This window comes from Bradyrhizobium sp. sBnM-33 (assembly GCF_032917945.1).
In the GTDB taxonomy this organism is placed as follows: domain Bacteria; phylum Pseudomonadota; class Alphaproteobacteria; order Rhizobiales; family Xanthobacteraceae; genus Bradyrhizobium.
In genome coordinates this window covers 5,213,170-5,232,555 of the sequence record NZ_CP136624.1, presented here as the reverse complement: position 1 = coordinate 5,232,555, position 19,386 = coordinate 5,213,170, and the positions used below count along the sequence as shown (strand labels likewise).

At 62.2% G+C, this 19,386-nt stretch carries 19 protein-coding genes; 10 read left to right on the top strand and 9 right to left on the bottom strand.

The genetic code is table 11. The features are described from left to right. Positions 1-157: 157 nt before the first annotated feature. The gene (locus RX328_RS24425) at positions 158-886 is read left to right on the top strand and encodes a class I SAM-dependent methyltransferase (RefSeq protein WP_213250532.1); all 729 of its coding nucleotides are present in this window, start codon (positions 158-160) and stop codon (positions 884-886) included. Between the two features lie 325 nt (positions 887-1,211). Next, the gene (gene queF / locus RX328_RS24420; protein ID WP_213250218.1) at positions 1,212-1,688 is read left to right on the top strand and encodes a preQ(1) synthase; all 477 of its coding nucleotides are present in this window, start codon (positions 1,212-1,214) and stop codon (positions 1,686-1,688) included. Positions 1,689-1,808: 120 nt separating this feature from the next. On the opposite strand, the gene RX328_RS24415 is transcribed toward queF, so the two are convergent. Together RX328_RS24415 and RX328_RS24410 are read right to left on the bottom strand one after the other, a co-directional pair. After that, on the bottom strand, positions 1,809-2,759 hold the full coding sequence (locus RX328_RS24415; RefSeq protein ID WP_213250534.1) for an ABC transporter substrate-binding protein: 951 nt from the start codon (positions 2,757-2,759) through the stop codon (positions 1,809-1,811). A gap of 172 nt (positions 2,760-2,931) precedes the next feature. Then, positions 2,932-4,662 carry an adenylate/guanylate cyclase domain-containing protein gene (locus tag RX328_RS24410; protein ID WP_213250536.1) on the bottom strand — a complete coding sequence of 577 codons (1,731 nt, stop codon included), beginning with the start codon at positions 4,660-4,662 and terminating at the stop codon, positions 2,932-2,934. Between the two features lie 103 nt (positions 4,663-4,765). Between RX328_RS24410 and RX328_RS24405 the strand changes: the two genes are divergently transcribed. After that, positions 4,766-5,047 carry a hypothetical protein gene (locus RX328_RS24405; protein ID WP_213250220.1) on the top strand — a complete coding sequence of 94 codons (282 nt, stop codon included), beginning with the start codon at positions 4,766-4,768 and terminating at the stop codon, positions 5,045-5,047. Here RX328_RS24405 and glsA read toward each other — a convergent pair. The 6 genes from glsA to secG all read right to left on the bottom strand — a co-directional run bounded on the left by glsA (position 5,041) and on the right by secG (position 12,195). Continuing rightward, the gene (gene glsA / locus RX328_RS24400) at positions 5,041-6,903 is read right to left on the bottom strand and encodes a glutaminase A (protein WP_312017985.1); all 1,863 of its coding nucleotides are present in this window, start codon (positions 6,901-6,903) and stop codon (positions 5,041-5,043) included. The two genes, RX328_RS24405 and glsA, sit on opposite strands and share 7 nt — an antisense overlap. Before the next feature lie 326 nt (positions 6,904-7,229). Beyond that, entirely contained in the window at positions 7,230-8,429 is a 1,200-nt protein-coding gene (locus RX328_RS24395; protein WP_213250538.1) for an MFS transporter, read from the bottom strand. A 14-nt stretch (positions 8,430-8,443) separates the two neighbouring features. Next, entirely contained in the window at positions 8,444-9,325 is an 882-nt protein-coding gene (kdsA, locus tag RX328_RS24390) for a 3-deoxy-8-phosphooctulonate synthase (RefSeq protein ID WP_409410771.1), read from the bottom strand. Between the two features lie 149 nt (positions 9,326-9,474). Next, complete coding sequence (locus tag RX328_RS24385; RefSeq protein WP_213250228.1) at positions 9,475-9,801, bottom strand: NIPSNAP family protein; 327 nt, start codon at positions 9,799-9,801, stop codon at positions 9,475-9,477. Between the two features lie 217 nt (positions 9,802-10,018). Beyond that, positions 10,019-11,650: a CTP synthase gene (locus tag RX328_RS24380; protein ID WP_213250230.1), complete on the bottom strand. Its 1,632-nt coding sequence runs from the start codon at positions 11,648-11,650 to the stop codon at positions 10,019-10,021. 167 nt (positions 11,651-11,817) lie between these two features. Then, positions 11,818-12,195 (bottom strand): preprotein translocase subunit SecG, encoded by a 378-nt coding sequence (secG, locus tag RX328_RS24375; protein WP_065729197.1) that lies wholly within the window; start codon positions 12,193-12,195, stop codon positions 11,818-11,820. A 227-nt stretch (positions 12,196-12,422) separates the two neighbouring features. Between secG and RX328_RS24370 the strand changes: the two genes are divergently transcribed. The 3 genes from RX328_RS24370 to RX328_RS24360 are packed head-to-tail and all read left to right on the top strand — an operon-like array spanning position 12,423 to position 13,903. Beyond that, positions 12,423-12,989, top strand: coding sequence for a helix-turn-helix domain-containing protein (locus RX328_RS24370; protein ID WP_213250232.1), 567 nt, complete (start codon positions 12,423-12,425; stop codon positions 12,987-12,989). Between the two features lie 5 nt (positions 12,990-12,994). After that, positions 12,995-13,348, top strand: coding sequence for a hypothetical protein (locus tag RX328_RS24365; protein ID WP_249726266.1), 354 nt, complete (start codon positions 12,995-12,997; stop codon positions 13,346-13,348). A 21-nt stretch (positions 13,349-13,369) separates the two neighbouring features. After that, complete coding sequence (locus RX328_RS24360) at positions 13,370-13,903, top strand: GNAT family N-acetyltransferase (protein ID WP_213250541.1); 534 nt, start codon at positions 13,370-13,372, stop codon at positions 13,901-13,903. Between the two features lies 1 nt (position 13,904). Here RX328_RS24360 and tpiA read toward each other — a convergent pair whose 3' ends face one another. Next, a complete protein-coding gene (gene tpiA, locus RX328_RS24355) occupies positions 13,905-14,657 on the bottom strand; it encodes a triose-phosphate isomerase (RefSeq protein WP_213250233.1) in 753 nt (250 codons plus the stop codon). A 253-nt stretch (positions 14,658-14,910) separates the two neighbouring features. On the opposite strand from tpiA, the gene RX328_RS24350 reads away from it, so the two are divergent. The 4 genes from RX328_RS24350 to moaC all read left to right on the top strand — a co-directional run bounded on the left by RX328_RS24350 (position 14,911) and on the right by moaC (position 19,330). Next, positions 14,911-16,812 carry a peptidylprolyl isomerase gene (locus RX328_RS24350; RefSeq protein WP_213250235.1) on the top strand — a complete coding sequence of 634 codons (1,902 nt, stop codon included), beginning with the start codon at positions 14,911-14,913 and terminating at the stop codon, positions 16,810-16,812. Between the two features lie 156 nt (positions 16,813-16,968). Beyond that, positions 16,969-17,982, top strand: coding sequence for an anthranilate phosphoribosyltransferase (trpD, locus tag RX328_RS24345; protein ID WP_213250237.1), 1,014 nt, complete (start codon positions 16,969-16,971; stop codon positions 17,980-17,982). A gap of 19 nt (positions 17,983-18,001) precedes the next feature. Then, a complete protein-coding gene (gene trpC / locus RX328_RS24340; protein WP_213250239.1) occupies positions 18,002-18,823 on the top strand; it encodes an indole-3-glycerol phosphate synthase TrpC in 822 nt (273 codons plus the stop codon). Positions 18,824-18,826: 3 nt separating this feature from the next. Continuing rightward, complete coding sequence (gene moaC / locus RX328_RS24335; protein WP_213250242.1) at positions 18,827-19,330, top strand: cyclic pyranopterin monophosphate synthase MoaC; 504 nt, start codon at positions 18,827-18,829, stop codon at positions 19,328-19,330. Positions 19,331-19,386: the final 56 nt, after the last annotated feature.

Here is a 19,386-nt window from a genome sequence, read left to right as displayed (position 1 = left end):
TTTGGGTCCCAAATCAGGCCGGTTCTAATTCAAGCTGCGTGCTGGCGAAGGAGGCCGGCGGGCACGGCGACATCTCTTTCGGTCGATCTTCGCAGGCGTGTTCTCGCCGGAGATAATACAGCCTGTGCCTGATCTGATCACGCTCGATGGAGTACATATGGCACAGAATATCTACGATAATCCGGACTTCTTCTTTGGCTATAGCCAGCTTCCCAGGCAAGTTAAGGGCCTCCACGGCGCTCCCGAATGGCCGGCGATACGTGCTCTGCTTCCTAGCATCGCTGGCAAGCGGGTCGTCGACCTTGGCTGCGGCTTCGGCTGGGCTTCGCGCTGGATGCGCGAACGAGGTGCAATATCGGTTCTCGGGCTGGACTTGTCAGAGAATATGATCTCGCGTGCAAAAGCCGATACGAGCGATGCCGCAATCACGTATCGAATTGCGGATCTCGAAACATTTAGTTTACCTGAGGCAGCCTTCGATCTCGCCTATAGTGTCTTGACGTTACACTATATCCGCGATTTCGACCGGCTCGTTTCCATGGTTCACCGGTCACTCGTGCCTGGCGCCGAGTTCGTTTTCACTATCGAGCACCCAATCTTTATGGCCGCCACTCATCCGCACTGGATGGAGGATGAGGACGGCCGCAAGACCTGGCCGGTGAATCGCTACGCCATCGAAGGTGAGCGCCAGACAGACTGGTTTGTGAAGGGAGTGGTAAAGTATCACAGGACCATCGGCACGACGCTCAATGCACTGATCCGCGCTGGATTCACAATCAAGGCCGTTGAAGAGTTCGCGCCATCGTTGGAGCAAATCAGAGAAAATCCGGATTTGGAGGAAGAAATTGAGAGGCCCATGATGCTTATCGTATCCTCAAGTCGCTAGTGCATTGGCTATTTTATCCTATTTTAGACCGCATCAACGCCAATATGCATGATCGGGCATTGTTTGACTCTCGAATTCCTTTTGAACTCATTGGTTCGGGCTTGGCAGTTGCCGAGCATTGAGCTTCCGCCACGCCGCCAACCAGACTATTGGCGTTTTCGAGCAAAGCGTGCCCTCGGACTTGAGCCGGGGGAGGACACCGGTTCGCGTGAAAGAAGCGAGTCAAAAATCACTGGAAGGACGTCCGTTCCGGGAACGGAAGTCCTGACGGGTTGACGACACGGCGCTGTTGCGGCCATGTCAGCGCTCGCAAAGGACGCTCATAATGGCCAAGAAATCATTGAACAAATCATCACAGAAATCATTGCAGCTCGGCCGCGCCGTGGAATGGCCGGACAGCCCTGAAAAGGCGCAACTCGACCGCGTGCCCAATCCGCAAACGGGCGCCAATTATCTGGTTCGCTTCACCGCACCGGAATTCACCTCGATCTGCCCGGTAACGGGCCAGCCGGATTTTGCGCATCTCGTGATCGACTATGTACCGGGGCAATGGCTGCTGGAATCCAAATCGCTGAAACTCTATGTCGCGAGTTTCCGCAACCACGGCGCCTTCCATGAGGATTGCACCGTGATGATCGGCAAGCGCATTGCGGCCGAAATCAAACCGAAGTGGCTTCGCATTGGCGGCTACTGGTATCCGCGCGGCGGCATCCCGATCGACGTGTTCTGGCAGACCGGCAAATTGCCGAAGGATGTATGGGTGCCCGACCAGGACGTCGCGCCCTATCGCGGGCGGGGATGAGCGCTAATCAGAAGGGATCCTACGAGCCGCTCGGCACCAGCCGTCCCATCAGAATTTGCGTGGATGGAAGGCCGACTGCGAGAACTCGTTGGCAGTCCGCGAAGCGGCCGAATAGATCTCTTACTCAATTACCTCATCAGCGCCGCTGACGAGTGAAGGCGAAAACTCGCGTCCAAGTAACTTGGCGGCTCTCATGTTGATGATGAACTCCACCTTGGTGACAAGCTGGACCGGAAGATCAGAGGGCTTCTCGCCTTTGAGGATCCGCCCGACATACATGCCCGCGCGCCGATGCGATTGCGCAAAGTCTCCCCCATAGCTCATCAAGCCGCCTGCGGTAGGGAAGTCTCGGGATTGGGTAATTGCGGGCACGCGATATTTCATGGCGAGCTCGGCCAGCTGTCTACTACGAAATGCGAAATAGGGGTCCGAGGTAAAGACGAGCCCACCCGCTTCCTGAGCTATGGTGGAGAAAATAGGTTCGAACTCCTTTTCAGCACTTGCGTTCAACACCTGCAGATGCACTCCCAGGGTTTCGGCGGCCGAGCGCAGCTTCTGCAATTGTGAATTGGCGGTTGGACTTGTGGGGTTGGCGACCACCGCCAATTTAGCTGCGGTCGGCAGTAGTTCATGCATCAACTCAAGCCGCTTCGGCGACACGTCGACGCTCAAGCTCGAAACCCCCGTGATATTGCCGCCCGGCCGCGGCAAGCTGTCCACGACACCTAACTGAACGGGGTCGCCACCCATCTCAAAGACGATTGCATTATTCGCGGCGGCGGCTTTCGCGGCGAGCGCAACCGGCGCCCCGCCGGGCGCGACGACGACGTCGACGTTGCGGGCGACCAAGTTGGCAGCCAAGGCAGGCAATCGTGCGTATTGCCCTTCGGCCCACTGATAGTGGATGGCGACATTACGGCCTTCGACAAAGCCGGCTTCGCCAAGTCCTTGGTGAAAAGCTTTGAGCCGACTGGCAAATAGCTCCGGAGATTCCGCGCAAAGATAGCCAATGACCGGCATCGCCAGTTTTTGCGCATGTAGCGAGGTTGTCCAAGTGGCGGCGCCCGCCATCAACGAAAGAAAGTCTCGCCGACTGACGCGTCTGCGGGACACTCTTGTATTAAACTTGGCGCTCTTCATACCTTCACCAATCGGCTGTCCGTCGGCCGCTGATCCCAGCATATCCCGCGACGCTGACTTAGTCGCGAACGGATTTCCCCGAGCCGCCGCAGTTTGCCATCGGCTATGGTGTATCGAAGGAAATTCCGAATACCGGAATAGCCTCGTCAAATCCCTTGATTTGGCGGTCTCCAAGTTCCACTAGAGACCGCTTGCCCCTAACGCATTCGGCGACTTCGGCGTCTATCAGGATTTCCCGATCTGCGGCAGATGCGCATAGGCGGGCCGCGAGATTTACCACATTGCCGATGGCGGTGTAATCGAACCGGTCCGCGTACCCGATCCGTCCAACTGTTGCCGCCCCACTGGCAAGACCAATCCCGAATCCAACCTGGTAGCCTCGCGATCGCCAGCCGGCGATTAGTCCTTGCACGCTCTTCTGCATCTCAACAGCCAGATCGACAGCCCTTAATGCCGGTTCTTCAACGGGTACGGGTGCGTTCACGAGAACCATAAGGCCATCTCCCGAGAAACTGATGAGTGTCGCCGCAAATTGCGTAATAGCTCTGCCAAGGACCTCATAGTACTCTGACAACACGCTCATGACTTCCTCTGGCGCAAGTGCTGCGGAAAATGCGGTGAAGCCTCGCAAGTCGCAAAATATAACGACGACTTCTGCGTGGCGCCCGTCCAATACACTGTCGTCGCCCGCTCGATCGACAAGGTCGGCCACCTGCGGTGCGAGGAATCGCTTGAGCTTCGCTATTCGTTCCTGGTGCTCCTGCGCGAGCGCCAACTCGGCAGCCATGTTGTTAAAGCTGTTTGCAAGACGCTGAAACTCGTCGCCGGTTTCAATGGAAATGCGGTGGTCGAAAGACCCAGCCCCGATCCTCTCAGTCCCTTCCTCAAGAACTCTTATTGGTTCGGTCATCCGGTGCGCCAGTGCGTAGGCAAGCAACGCGGCGAACATTGTGCCCGCCGCGAGGAGCGCTACGGTTCGCCACAAGACTGCATAGATCGGTGCGTAGGCTTCAGCTAACGGCTGTTCGACGACTACAGTCCAATCGGGACCCGCAACGGGAGCCGCGACGGCGGCAACCTCATGGCCGTGGACATCTCGGCTTGTCGCGAAGCCGGCCCCCGCGGGCCCGATTGCGTCGCGTATGGTGCGGAACGGCTTGGAGGTTGCTTCTTCCGCCCCACGGAGGACGAGGCTGATGTCGGGATGAGCAATGAGCCGACCCGGTCGGTCCAAAACGAAGGCGAAGCCGGTCTTTCCCACCTTTATCGCTGAAATCACATCCCAAATCAGCTTGAGATTGACTTCCGCGATAACTACGCCGACCGATGGTCGATTACCAACAACCGCAACCGTCAGGTGTGGTTCGGAGCCTCGATGGTAGCTTACGTCGCTGAACCAGACTTGTGCCGAGCGGGCGCCAATTACCGCGGGATCAGCAGATCGGTCTGTGCGGCTTTCAATTCGATTGAGTCCGATCCGTGAAACATAGAGGCGCTCCAGGCCCCTGTTGTCGAGGAGTGCGAGACTGACGATCGCAGGCGCCTGCCGAAACAAGCGCAACGCTTCGGTCCGCCGCCGCTCGTCGGGCTCGTCGCTCCAGGGAACTTGGACCAACCAGCCGAGCTGGTTTGTGATACCGTAAATGAAGTCATGAATTTCGGCTGCGGCAGATGCTGCTTGAACGCCAAGCAACTGATCAAGCCTTGCTCGCTGGTCGCGATAGCCGAACCAAGCTTCGACAATACCGTTGATCGCGAGCGGAATCGCGACGGCCATAAACAGTACGAGCAGGTACTTCTGGAAAAGACCGCGAAAACGTTCTCGGACAATCATCGCTGGTACCAGTACAAAAACAAAGTCAACAACTGCACTTGCTTCGGCCGTCCACCGGCAATCTTTATCACAGACTCCCAAGCATACAGCCGCTCCGAATGATATGGCGCGAGCGAGTCCCGTTTTCTTACATTTTAAGGTCGATCCCAAGGTCGAAATCGCGGCCTGCCTCGACATCTGGACCGGTTACGACAAGGAGGCCGAACAAGCCGACGACGATTTCCGCTCCGGAAAAATCGACCGCAAGGCCTATGATAGGTTGGGAGACCTGCGCCAGAAGGGCGAGGACGCGTACAAGCGCTGCTTCACCGAGCGCGCCGAAGCAGCTGTCCCTTGCCGAAGCAAACCAGCAGGCGCAATCCCTGCCTTCTGTCGCGCTCAATAAGCGCTGAGCAGATCGACCTTGGCATTCGCAAGGATCAGGCGCCGCCCTAGCAGAGCCGACAGATTGCGCATGATCTTCAGGGCGATCTGCGGGTGGAGCCGGCGATAATCGGCGAAACTGTCGAGCGGCAGCTCGAGGCATTTCACGGCCGTATCGGCCCAGACGTCGGCGCTGCGGAGCTTCTCGATGGTCGCCATCTCGCCGAATTCCATGCCGGGCCCGAGCGAGGCCAGCCGCATGCCGCTGGGCAGCTTCACGCTCACCATTCCGCTTTGCAGGAAGAACAGCGAATTGGCGGGCTCGCCGGCGCTGATGATGCGCTGGCCGGCCTCATAGCGCCGCGCGGTCGAGAGGTCGGCCAGCGCGGCAATCTCTTCCGGCGCCAGATCGGCCAGCAGCGCCTGCTCGCCGAGATGGCTGGTTTCCTTCAGCGAAGTGAAGCCGCCATAGCGATAGATGACCTGATCCTCGGCCCATTCGATGGCTTCATCAAGCAACCCGAAGCGCCGTAGCCGCTGCGGATCGGCGGTCCGTGCGCGCACCTCCGTCCACACCGGCGATGTCGCCTCCAGCCCGGTCAGGATCGCGGTGACGCCGGCATTGCCGAGCATGGTGAGATTCTCGCCGAGCAACTGCGCGCCCGCCGCGGTCAGGTCCGGCACCCGGCGAAAGTCGAGGATCAACAGCGGCGCGTTCGGCGGTTCGCCGGCGAGCCGCCGCGTCACGTGGTCGATCGTCGCGAAATTTAGCGCGCCGACCAGCTCGATCACCCTGATATCGCTGTGGCGCTCGTCGAGGATTTGCTGCTCATGCGGTTGCCGGCTGCGGCGCGACGAGATGCCGAAGACGTCGTAGTCGGCGATAATGCAGGTGCGGACGTCGGCGCTGCGGTTGAGCATGTGCAGGTCGAATCGCGACGACAACGCTTCGCATACTTTCAAGCCGCGCACGCTATTGCCGTGGCTGTCGAGGTTCGGCGAGAACGTGCCGAGGCCCAATTGCGACGGAAGCGCCGCGACAATGCCGCACCCGACCCCGCTCTTGGCGGGGATGCCGACGCGGTAGATCCATTCGCCGGCATAGTCGTACATCCCCGAACTGGTCATGACCGAGAGCGTGCGGGCCACGATGTTGGGCGAAATGACGAAAGCGCCGGTCACGGGATTGACGCCGCGATTGGCCAGCGTTGCCGCCATGACTGCGAGGTCGCGCGCCGTGACCAGGATGGCGCATTGCCGGAAATAGGTGTCCAGCACGGCATCGACGTCGTCCTGAAGCACCAGATAATTCCGCAACAACCAGGCGATCGCACGATTGCGGTTGCCGGTCAGCGCTTCCGAGGCGTGAACCGCATCGTCGACGTCGAGCTCGCGCCCGGCGAACTGGCTGAGCTTGGCGCGGATGCGCTCGAAGGCGTGAGCGCCGTCGACCTGATGGATCAATCCGGAACAGGCGATCGCGCCGGCGTTGACCATCGGGTTGAACGGCCGGTTGTCGTTGGTCAGCCGGATCGAATTGAACGCCTCACCGCTCGGCTCCACACCGATCGCTGCCGCCACGCGTTCCTCGCCCACCAGCTCGAGCGCCAGCGCAAACACGAAGGCTTTGGAGACCGATTGGATGGTGAAGGGCACGGCGCTGTCGCCGACCTCATAGACATGGCCGTCAATGGTCACGAGACCGACGCCGAAATGCGCCGGGTTGGCGCGCTTCAGTTCGGGGATGTAATCGGCGACCGCGCCGGAATGGTCCGATTTGAATTGCTCGTAGCAGCCGGTCAGAAAGCGCTGAAGCGGCGGCTCATTGGCATAACCGCTTTGTCTGGCCGCCAAATTGCTTTTGGGCGAATGGGTAATCTGGGCGTCCACATCATCACCTTAAATGGCAAGGAACGAAGCAACCTCCGTGCCATCGACGGCCACCTGAGCTGGACTTCCGCACGCGGCCGCACGCACCAGATGTGTGTCATCCTGACGCGAGCCGGCATTTCCTCACAAATCGAGCCTGAATTGCAGCATTGTCGCCGGGCCGGGGGAAACCAGCGCTGCCAAGGACGCGGCGCGCTACCGCATGAGCATCCCGATGACGAAGGAAACGACACCCTTATGGGTGTGGCTGTCGGTTGCGCTGTTGGCCATCGGCACCCTCGGCTATGTCACGGCGGTCTATCTCATCGAACACATCATCGGATTGTTTTAGACCCGAGCTGCTTCGCCGCCGCATCCGCCGGCGGCGTCTGGCGCAGCAGCTTCGCGCAGATAAAGCCGAGCGCGATCATCACGGCCGCTGCGGTGAGCAGCGTCGGTACCTTGCCGGCGTGCTGGATGCCGAAGCCATAGGCGATCGGGCCGACGGTCTGGCCGAGAAAGAAGAAGAACGAATGGAGCGCCAGCGCGGTCGCGCGCGCTTCCGCCGATAGTTCGCTGGCGAACACCTGGATGCAGCCGTGGATCATGTAAAAACCCCAGCCCATGAAGATCAGGCTGAGGGTTTGCAGCTTCCATTCGGGTCCCATCGCGACCGCGGTGAGTTGCAGCCCGACGATCGTCGCACCGGCGATCATCATGCCCTTGACGCCGAGCTTCGGCAGAAAGCGCGACACCGTCATGGTGTAGAACAGCCCGCCGACCGCGAAGCCGGCGATGACAATACCCGCAACCGACAGCGAGGTTTCGCCGAGTTCGAACAGGAACGCCGCGATGAAGGGAAACAGCCCAAGCACGCAGCAGCCTTCGATGAACACTGCTCCATAGCAGATGCGGGCGTTCGGATTGCTGAAGATGGTGCGATAACCTCCGCGGAGCTGCGCAAAGCTGGTCCGCTGCGGACGCGTCAACGCAGCGTCGCGGAATCCGGCCGCCACCGCGACTGACGATAGCACCACCAATCCCCCGAGCACGGCGAGCACGCCGCGCCAGCCGAGAAGGTCGCCGATCAGGCCCGCCGCCGATGCCCCCAGGATATTGCCGGCCATGGCGCCGGCCAGCGTGCGGCCGATCGCGATCTGGCGCTTGTCGGGACCGACGAGATCGCTGGTGAGGCTGAGCGCGACCGGGAATACGCCGCCGGAGCCGATGCCGGCGAGAATCCGCGAGGCGAACAGCACGCCGAACGAGGTCGATAGTGAGCCGAGGATGTGGGCGAAGCCGAGCAGCACCAGGCAGACGATCATCAGGCGCGCCTTGCCGAACATGTCGGCCATCGCACCGAGCACCGGCTGGATGATCGCAAAGGTGAAGGCGAAGACGGCGGCAAAGCTCGCGGCGGTCGCGATGCTGACGGAGAATTCCTCGGCAACATGCGGCAATACCGGATCGAGCGCGCGGGCGGACAGGCTTGCCGAAAAGGTCGCGAGCGCAATGATGTTGAGTGCCGGCGGCATGCCGCTGGCGGCGGTCACGACGAGGCGTTCTTGGCCAGCGCGTCAAAATCCATCAGCCGCTTCACCAAGGCTTCGAACTCGCGTAGCGGGACCATATTGGGCCCGTCCGACGGCGCATGATCGGGATCGGGATGGGTCTCGATGAACACGCCGGCGACGCCGACGGCGACCGCGGCGCGCGCCAGCACGGGAACGAATTCGCGCTGTCCGCCCGATGAGGTACCCTTGCCGCCCGGCTGCTGCACCGAATGGGTGGCGTCGAAAATGACGGGCGCCCCCGTCGTTTGCGCCATGATCGGCAGCGCACGCATGTCCGACACCAGCGTGTTGTAACCGAACGACGCACCGCGTTCAGTGACAAGCACGTTCGGATTACCGCAGCCGGTGATTTTGGTGACGACGTTGGTCATTTCCCACGGCGCGAGGAACTGACCTTTCTTGACGTTGACGACCTTGCCGGTTGCGGCCGCCGCAAGCAGCAGATCGGTCTGCCGACACAGGAAGGCCGGGATCTGCAGCACGTCCACCGCCTGCGCCGCCTCGGCGCATTGCGCCGCCTCATGCACGTCGGTGAGCACGGGAAGACCGAGCGAGGAACGAATCTCCGCGAAAACCGGCAGCGCCTGCGCCAAGCCAATTCCGCGCGCGGCCGAGCCCGAGGTTCGATTGGCCTTGTCGAAGGAGGTCTTGTAGACGAGGCCTATGCCGAGCCGGCCTGCGATTTCTTTCAGCGCAGCCGCCACTTCGAGCGCGTGCGCACGGCTTTCGAGTTGGCACGGCCCGGCAATGATTGAAATCGGCAGATCATTGCCGAATTTGACCGGACCGACCGAGACGACCGGAGCTGCTTCGGGTTTCGCGTTCAAGGGATTTTCCTCACGTCCGGCGCGGACCATGCCGGTCCGCGACACGCGCGTATTCCGCAAAAGTGGGCACCGGTTTTGCGACCAGAATACGCGCAATTCAAAAAGCTGAGCATTTTCTTGACAGAAATTGCTCAGGGATCAACCCGTTTAGCCCCTGAATATCAGGGTTGCGCCGCGAGCTATTTTACCGCGGAGAACGCCGTCGGCACCAGCAACTGGCTGACGATGTTGTCGATGATCTGGCCGTCTTCTTCGCTTTTAGCGCGGCCGGCGATCCAATCCGGATCGCTCTGAAACGCCGTCCATTTCTTCTCGCGCTCGGCGAGCGAGTCCCACGCGATGAAATAGGTCAGTTCCTGATTGGAGGTGCCGATCAGCGTGGTGTAGAAGCCGGCCTGCTTGATACCGTGCTTGTCCCACAGTTTCAGCGTCAGCGTTTCGAAGCGCTTCATCAGCGCCGGCAGGCGGCCCGGCAGACAGCGATAGACGCGCATTTCCATGATCATCGGCTTTGCTCCCAAGGTTATTGTTCTTGCAGGTCACGGCAGGAGTTTGTCGCAACAATTGGCACGTTCGTCAAAGGTGCAGGGTGGGGAAAGGCGCGAAGCGCCGTGCCCACCATTCTAGCCAATATGCGCCGCGAGATGGTGGCACGCTTCCGCCTTCGCTCTTCGAGCTACGGCGGACAAGTCGCTTTGCCCACCCTACAATTCCGCTGCAGGCCTACACCAACCGGCTCTGCACCACGGCGGCCTGAATGAATGACGCAAACAGAGGATGCGGCTCAAACGGCCGCGATTTCAGTTCGGGGTGGAATTGCACGCCGATGAACCAGGGATGGTCCTCGTATTCGACGATCTCCGGCAACACGCCGTCGGGCGAAAGGCCTGAGAAACGCAGCCCGTGCTGTTCGAGGCGGTCTTTGTACGCCGTGTTGACCTCGTAGCGGTGGCGGTGGCGTTCGGAAATCTCGGTCGCGCCGCCATAGACGGCCGAGACGCGGCTGCCGCGCTTCAGCGTCGCGGGGTAAGCGCCGAGCCGCATGGTGCCGCCGAGGTCGCCCGACTGCGAGCGCTTCTCCAACTCGTTGCCGCGCAGCCATTCCGTCATCAGGCCGACCAAAGGCTCGGGCGTCGGCCCGAACTCGGTGGAGTTGGCTTCCTCGATGCCGACGAGATTGCGGGCGGCTTCAATCACGGCCATCTGCATTCCGAAGCAAATGCCGAAATAAGGAACGTCGCGCTCGCGCGCGAATTGCGCCGCCCGGATCTTGCCCTCGGCACCGCGGTGGCCGAAGCCACCGGGCACCAGGATGCCGTTGACGTGCTCGAGGAACGGCGTCGGGTCTTCGTTCTCGAATACCTCGCTCTCGATCCAGTCGAGATTGACCTTCACCTTATTGGCGATGCCGCCATGGGAGAGCGCCTCGATCAGCGATTTGTAGGCGTCCTTCATGCCCGTGTACTTGCCGACAATGGCAATCGTCACGGCGCCTTCCGGGTTACGCACGCGCTCGTTGATGACGTTCCAGCTTTGCAGCGCCGGGGGAATTTTTGGCGTGATGCCGAACGCGGCCAAGACCTCGTCGTCGAGGCCGGCGGCGTGATAGGCCTCGGGCACGGCGTAGATGTTATCGACGTCCCTCGCCTCGATGACGGCGCTTTCGCGCACGTTGCAGAACAGGCCGAGCTTGCGCCGCTCTTCCTTCGGGATTTCGCGATCGGTACGGCAGAGCAGGATATCCGGCTGGATGCCGATCGAGCGCAATTCCTTCACGGAATGCTGGGTTGGTTTCGTCTTCAGCTCACCCGCGCTGGGAATGTAAGGCAGCAACGTCAAATGAATGTAGACCGCGTGATCGCGCGGCAACTCGTTCTTCAGCTGACGGATCGCCTCGAAGAACGGCAAGCCCTCGATGTCGCCGACGGTGCCACCGATCTCCACCAGCACGAAGTCGTACTCGTCATTGCCGGAGAGAACGAATTCCTTGATCGCGTTGGTGACGTGCGGAACGACCTGGATGGTCGCGCCGAGATAATCGCCGCGGCGTTCCTTGGTGATGATGTCCTGGTAAATGCGCCCGGTGGTGATGTTGTCGGCTTTGGTCGCTGGACGCCCGGTGAAACGTTCGTAATGGCCGAGATCGAGATCGGTCTCGGCGCCGTCATCGGTTACGAACACTTCGCCGTGCTGATACGGCGACATGGTTCCGGGATCGAGGTTGAGATAGGGGTCGAGTTTGCGGAGACGGACCTTGTACCCGCGAGCCTGCAGCAGGGCACCGAGTGCCGCCGAAGCCAGACCCTTTCCGAGCGAAGAAACCACGCCGCCGGTGATGAATATGTACCGCGCCATGGGATTCTACCTTTAAGGCTACTGCCCCGATTCTCCAAAACGAATCGCGCGCGCAGGCAAACATTTTGCCGGGCTGTGGGTGACGTGAATTTTAAAGCGATTTCAGAGCATTGATGGGAAGTTCTGATGCAGGACGGTAGAGGGCCGCCCTGCATAGCCACCCTGCTTTATTGCGAACGCGGCGCCTGCGGGCCGGACTGGCCCTGCTGCTCATCCACCTTCTTAAGCGTATCGAGCACACCGCCGGAGGTCGGCGGGGCGACCGGCGTCGCGCCACCGGGCTGGGACTGCGTCGCCGGTGTGCCGAGGATCGAAGCAGGCTTGCGGTCGACGCCTGCCAGCCAGGCCAGCGTCATGCTGGTCACGAAGAAAAGGCCCGCCAAGACTGCCGTGGTGCGCGTCAGCAGGTTGGCGGTGCCGCGGCTCGACATGAAGCCGGCGCCGCCGCCCATGCCGAGGCCGCCCCCTTCGGATTTCTGCAGCAGCACCGCGCCGATCAGCACGGCGACGATCATGAGGTGAACGACGATAATGACGGTCTGCATCTCAAAACCTTCCGTCACAAGCTGACAGCGCCGGGCTTCGGCTGCACCAAGGGCTTGCGGGTTTTCCTGAAGTTGCGCGGTGTTACACGATCGGACGGGGCATTGTCACCCCCAACCGCCGCGGTGGAGATAATTGCCGCAGGCGCGACGGCAAGGCCGTCCGCACCTCTCGCCCGACGTTCGCATCTGGGGCTTGAGGTCGCGCCCATTTCTCTTATAATAGACGAATGGATACTTTAGTAGACGACCTCAGCACCCGGCTCGCCCAGCGTCTGCGGCTTGAGCGCGACAGTCGCGGCTGGTCCCTGGCCGACCTCGCCGAACGCTCCGGCGTGTCAAAAGCCACCATCAGCAAGATCGAGCGCGCCGAAGTCAGCCCGACCGCGGTGGTGCTGGTTCGGCTCGCCAGCGCCTTCGACCTCACCCTTGCCGGCCTGATGCTGCGCGCCGAGGGCAACGGTGGGCGTCTTTCGCGCGCTGCCGAGCAGCCGGTGTGGCGCGATCCCGAAACCGGCTACTTGCGCCGGCAGGTGTTCAACCGGCCCGATCATCCTATTGAGATTATCAAGGTCGAAATGCCGGCGAAGCAGCGCGTGACACTGCCCGCCTCGTCCTACGCCCACATCCGTCAGGTCCTCTGGGTGTTGTCGGGCTCGCTCGTGCTGATCGATGGCGGCGAACGTCATGAACTTGGGGCCGGCGACTGCCTCGGATTCGGTCCGCCGGCGGAAGTGACGTTCGCTAACGAGACCACCGCGCCCTGCACTTACGTCGTTGCCCTTGCCCGGAGCTGACGCCGATGCTGGAGATCGTCTGCAAGAACGCCGCGACCCAGCCTGACAGCACTGACGACCCGATTCCGGCCGGCCACAATGGCGGGCCGCCGCTCGAGGATGAGCATCGGCCTGAATGGGGCGACGGCGGCATCGGCAATTACTTCTACTGGAAGGCGGCGCATCGCGCGGCCTGGCACAACCCCTCGCCTGGCATTGTCGCGTTCCGCATCCGGAAAGCCGAGCGGCTGGGCCTCACCTACGAAGAATACACGTTGGAAATTCTCGAACGCGGCCGTCACCTGCAGATCGAGGATGTCGAGCGGATTGCAGAGATCAAACGGGCGCGGGTCCAGCGCGCCGCCAATCCTCGAAGCTGAATGTTGCGGAAATTCATCCAGATGTCGGACATCCTGATCAAAGCCTTGAAACCTTCGCTCGAAACTTGCGCGATGCTCAGTGAATTGCTGATCGAAACCGTGGCCAATGGCGGCTCGGTCAGTTTCATGCATCCGCTGTCACAGAAGGCGGCCGAGGCGTTCTGGTCCAACTCGCTTGGCGCTGCAGGTCGCGGCGAGCGGATCATCCTTGGCGCCTTTGACGGGGACAGGCTGATCGGGACGGTCACGCTGTTGCTCGATCTTCCGCCGAACCAGCCGCATCGCGCCGAGATAGCGAAGATGATGACGCGCGTCAGTCACCGCCACCGCGGGATCGCCACGGCGCTGTTGCGCGAGGCCGAGCGGCTGGCGATCGCGCGCGGGCGCTGGTTGTTGGTGCTCGACACTGCCGAGGACGAAGGCGCGGCCGGCCTATATGAACGGATGGGATTTAAGCTGACCGGCGTGATTCCGGACTACGCGTTTAAACCCCATGGCGGGCTGACGGGCACGCTGATCTACTGGAAGCGGTTGCAGGAAGGCGCGCCCGCCTGAGCTAGCACGCCTCTGCAATCGCCAGGAAATCGGCTGCCTTCAGGCTGGCGCCGCCGACCAGCGCGCCATTGACATCGGCAACCGCCATCAGTTCGGCGGCGCTCGAGGGCTTGACCGATCCGCCGTAAAGAATCCGGATCTTGCTGCCCTCCGCCTTAAATCGGCTGGTGAGAACATCACGGATAAAGCGATGAACTTGTTCGACATCTTTTGGTGTCGGCGTCAGACCGGTGCCGATCGCCCAGACCGGCTCATAGGCCACCACCAGATTGGCTGATGTTGCGCCGTCCGGCAACGAACCGGCGAGTTGCGCGCCGCAAATATCCAGCGTCTGGCCGGCGTCGCGTTGCTTCTGGGTCTCGCCGATGCAGACGATCGCCACCAGCCCCGCCCGCCAAGCCGCTTCCGCCTTCTGCCGAACCTGCGCATCGGTCTCGCCATGGTCGGCGCGCCGCTCCGAATGCCCGACGATGATGGCACTGGCGCCGGCATCCGCCAGCATTTCCGCCGAGAGATCGCCAGTATGGGCGCCCGAGGCCTTGGCATGGCAATCCTGGGCTCCCACGGCGAGTTTTGAACCGAGCGCCCTGTCGGCAAAGCCGCCGATCAGGGTGGCCGGAGGGCAGACCAGCAGGTCGGCCTTGCCGGCCAACGCACCGGCGCCGGCGATCATGGCTTCGAATTCACCTAAGAAAGATTTCAGGCCGTTCATTTTCCAGTTGCCGGCGATCAGCGGCCGGATGGCGTCGGTCATGTCGATTGTCCCGCAAATGTCAGCGTTCTAGATGCGCTAGCAGAGCCACGCCGGCAGTTCCAGATACCCGTCGGGGCGATCCCGGGGCCATTAACCGCTTCAAATAGCCCACACGGGCGAGGTTGCGAGGGGGGCGCTGCCACTTTATGATGCGTTTTCAACTCGGTGACGCCTTGTTGCGGAATTCGGTCCCGGATCGAATTCCCTTGGGCACGACCCGGTTCCCCCTCTCCTTTAAAAACAAGTTGGACCCATGCTTCGAGGAATTCGGAAAGCCTCATCAAACTGGCTCGGCAAGATTATCATGGCCACCGTGATGGGCGTTTTGATTGTCAGTTTCGCAGTTTGGGGTATTGCCGACATCTTCAAGGGATTTGGCCAGTCGTCCCTTGCCACGATTGGCAAGACCGAGATTTCGACGGAGCAGTTCCGCCAGATCTACACGGAAAGGCTGCAGCAACTCGGCCGCAGTTTCGGCCGTCCGCTGACCTCTGAACAGGCGCGCGCCTTCGGCATCGATCGACAGGTGCTGCAGCAGACCATCGCCGAAGCGGCGCTGGATGAGGAAGCCCGGCGCAAGGGGCTTGCCCAGTCGCAGGACGAAACCATGCGGCTGATCTACAACGACCCGAATTTCAAGGGATTGGGCGGCAACTTCGACCCGCAGCGCTTCCAGGCCACGATTCGCCAGTTCGGCTACACCGAGCAGCGCTATCTCGCCGAACAGCGGCGCGTCGGGCTGCGGCGCCAGATCGCCGGCACCGTCTCGGCCGGGGCGGAGCCGCCGAAGGTCCTGATCGAGGCGCTAGCGCGTTTCCAGAACGAGCAGCGCTCGATGGAGTACGTCAAGCTCGACGCGGCGCAGGCCGGCACGATTGACCCGCCGTCGCCCGAGGCGCTGGCCGCCTATTTCGAGGAACGCAAAACCCAGTTCCGCGCGCCCGAATATCGCAAAGTGTCTTTTGTCGTGATCAGCCCCGAAGAGATCGGCAAGTGGACCGAGGTCTCCGACGAGGACGCGAAGAAGGCCTTCGAGCAGCGCCGCGACCAGCTCGGGACGCCGGAAAAGCGCGAAGTGTCGCAGATGTTTTTTCCGAACGAAGGCGAAGCGCAGGCCGCGCGCAGCCGCATCACGTCGGGAACATCGTTCGACGACGTCGCCAAGGAGCGCAACCTCAATCTGGCCGACGTCGATCTCGGCATGATCGCAAAGAGTGCGATCATCGATCCGGCGATTGCGGATGCGGCGTTCTCGCTGCCGTCAGGCGAAGTCAGCCAGCCGGTGCAGGGCCGGTTCGGCGTGGCGCTGGTCAAGGTCGGCAAGATCGAGCCGGGCGTGACGCCGACCTATGAAAGCGTCGCAGCGCAGGTGAAGAAGGAAATCGCGACCGAGCGCGCGCGCGCCAAGGTCAACGAAATCCAGAACAAGATGGAAGACGAGCGCAGCGGCGGCGCCAATGTGGTCGAGGCTTCCCAGAAGCTCGGCCTCACCCCGGTCACGATCGAAGCCGTTGACCGCTCCGGCCGCACGCCCGACGGCCAGCCGGTGGCGAATATTCCGCGCGGCCTCGACGTGGTCTCGCAAGCCTTCAACAGCGATATCGGCGTCGACAACGAACCGATCCAGTTTGCTGGCGGCTATGTCTGGTACGACGTGCTCGGCATCACCCCCTCGCGCGAGCGCCCGCTCGACGAGGTCCGCAGCCAGGTCGAGGCAAAATGGCGCGAAGACCAGATTTCGAACAAGCTGCGCGCGAAGGCAACCGAAATGGTGCAGAAGGTCGAGCAAGGCGGCACGCTCGCCGCCGAAGCGGCCGCAGTTGGAGCAAAGGTCGAGACTGCGACCGGTTTCCGCCGCGACGCCTCGCTTTCAGGCGTGCCCTCCGCCGCCATCACGGCCGCATTCCGGACGCCCAAGGACGGCGTCACCCAGACGCCGGGTACCGGTGGCAGCGAATGGATCGTGTTACGCGTCACCGACGTGACGGTGCCGCCGGTCGACATGGCCTCCGATGAGCTGAAGAAATTGAAGGACACGTTGCAGCGCGGCTTGACCGAAGAACAGATCGCGCAATACGTGACCAAGATCGAATCCCAGATCGGCACCTCCATCAACGCGGCCGCCTTCGCACAGGTGACGGGCGCGAACAATTGAGCATAATAACTCACCTCATCCTGAGGAGCGGCCACCTGGCCGCGTCTCGAAGGATGAGAGCCGGGCCTCATGGTTCTCCGAGCGATGCGAAGCATCGTCCGGAGACGGCGCAAGAGCGCCTCCTCACCATGAGGCCTCGATTTTGAAAGCCAAGCGATGGACGACCTCAAATCTATCATCGGAAAAGTCGCCACCGGCGCGACGCTGTCGCGTGACGAGGCAGCCTCCGCCTTCGACAGCATGATGTCCGGCGAGGCCACGCCCTCGCAGATGGGCGGACTGTTGATGGCGCTCAGGGTTCGCGGCGAAACCGTCGACGAGATCACCGGCGCGGTGGCGGCGATGCGCGGCAAGATGCTGCGGGTCAAGGCGCCTGCGGACGCCGTCGACGTGGTCGGCACCGGCGGCGACGGCTCCGGTTCGGTCAACGTCTCGACCTGCGCGGCCTTCATCGTTGCAGGCGCCGGCGTGCCCGTCGCCAAGCATGGCAACCGCGCATTGTCGTCGCGTTCGGGGGCTGCCGACGTACTGGCCTCCCTCGGCGTCAAGATCGACCTCACCCCCGACCAGGTCGGCCGCTGTGTGCAGGAGGCCGGCATCGGCTTCATGTTCGCGCCTGCGCATCACCCCGCGATGAAGAACGTCGGCCCGACCCGGGTCGAACTCGCCACCCGCACGATCTTCAATCTGCTCGGGCCGCTCTCCAATCCGGCCGGCGTCAAGCGCCAGATGGTCGGCGTGTTCTCCAGGCACTGGGTGCAGCCGCTGGCGCAAGTCTTGAAAAACCTCGGCTCCGAATCCGTCTGGGTGGTGCACGGCTCGGACGGGCTCGACGAAATCACCCTCACCGGCCCGAGCTTTGTGGCCAGCCTCGACAACGGCAAGATCACCACGTTCGAGGTGACCCCGGAGGACGCGGGCCTCACCTGTTGCAACGTCGACGCGCTCAAGGGCGGCGATGCGGACACCAACGCGCTGGCGCTGCAAGGTGTGCTGAACGGCAAGCCCAGCCCCTATCGCGACGTCGCGCTGTTGAACGCCGCGGCGGCGCTGATCGTGGCCGGCCGTGCCAGGGACCTGAAGGAAGGCGTCGCGATCGGCGCAAAATCGCTCGATAGCGGTGCGGCGGCGGCACGGCTGAAGCACCTCGTCGCGGTTTCGCGCGGCTGAGTCCAAAGAGGCGCCAGAAATGTCCGATATCCTGAGCAAGATCGAGACCTACAAGCGCGAAGAGATTGCGGCCGCAAAGCGGGCGCACCCGCTTTCCGAGATTGAAGCCCGCGCCAAAGCGGCCCCGCCGCCGCGCGGCTTCGTCCGCGCCATTCGGGAAAAACTCGCCCGTAGCGACTACGCGCTGATCGCCGAGGTGAAGAAGGCCTCGCCGTCCAAGGGGCTGATCCGCGCAGATTTCGATCCGCCGGCACTGGCCAAGGCTTACGAGGCTGGCGGCGCGGCGTGCCTGTCGGTGCTGACGGATGCGCCCTCCTTCCAGGGCCATCTCGATTTCATGGTGGCGGCGCGCGCGGCAACCAATCTGCCGGTGCTGCGCAAGGACTTCCTGTTCGACACCTATCAGGTGGTGGAAGCCCGCGCTCATGGCGCGGACTGCATCCTGATCATCATGGCTGCGCTCGACGATGCGACCGCGAGGGATATCGAGGACGCGGCAATCGCGCTCGGCATCGACGTGCTGATCGAAATCCACGACCGCGCTGAGCTCGACCGCGCGCTAAAACTTCGTTCGCCGATGATCGGCGTCAACAACCGTAACTTGCGCACCTTCGAGACGACACTTGCGACCAGCGAGGCGCTGGCGCCGCTGATCCCGCACGATCGCCTGATGGTCGGCGAAAGCGGCATCTTTACGCCTGATGATCTCGCGCGGCTCGAGCGCGTCGGCATGTCGACCTTCCTGGTCGGCGAAAGCCTGATGCGGCAGGCCGATGTGACCGCGGCCACCCGCGCGTTGCTGGCACGTTCCGATACGGCCCGCGCGACCGGGACCGGCTAGCAGATGGCGCGGAAGGCTTCCAAAGGCGACGCTGCCCTCACCCATATCGATGCCGCCGGCGAAGCGCGGATGGTTGACGTCTCCGCGAAGGCAGCGACCGAGCGCACCGCCACTGCCGAGGGGTGCGTCGTCATGGCCAAGACGACGCTCGACCTGATCGTCTCCGGCAATGCCAAGAAGGGCGACGTGCTGGGCACGGCCCGCATCGCCGGCATCATGGCGGCCAAGCGCACGTCGGAATTGATCCCGCTGTGCCATCCGCTGGCGCTCTCCAAGGTGACGCTCGACATCACGCCTGACAAGAAGCTTTCGGGGTGCATCGTCCGCGCCACCGTCAAGGTCACCGGCCCTACCGGCGTCGAGATGGAAGCGCTGACGGCGGTGTCGGTCGCGTGCCTGACGATCTACGACATGATCAAGGCGGTCGAGCGCGGTGTTCGCATCGAAGGCATCCATCTCGTCGAGAAGAGCGGCGGCAAGTCCGGCCATTATCGCGCGGAGCGGTAAGCCCCCCGGCGACGGCGTCGCCCTCGTCACGCGGGTGTGACCGGCGCGGCGAGGAA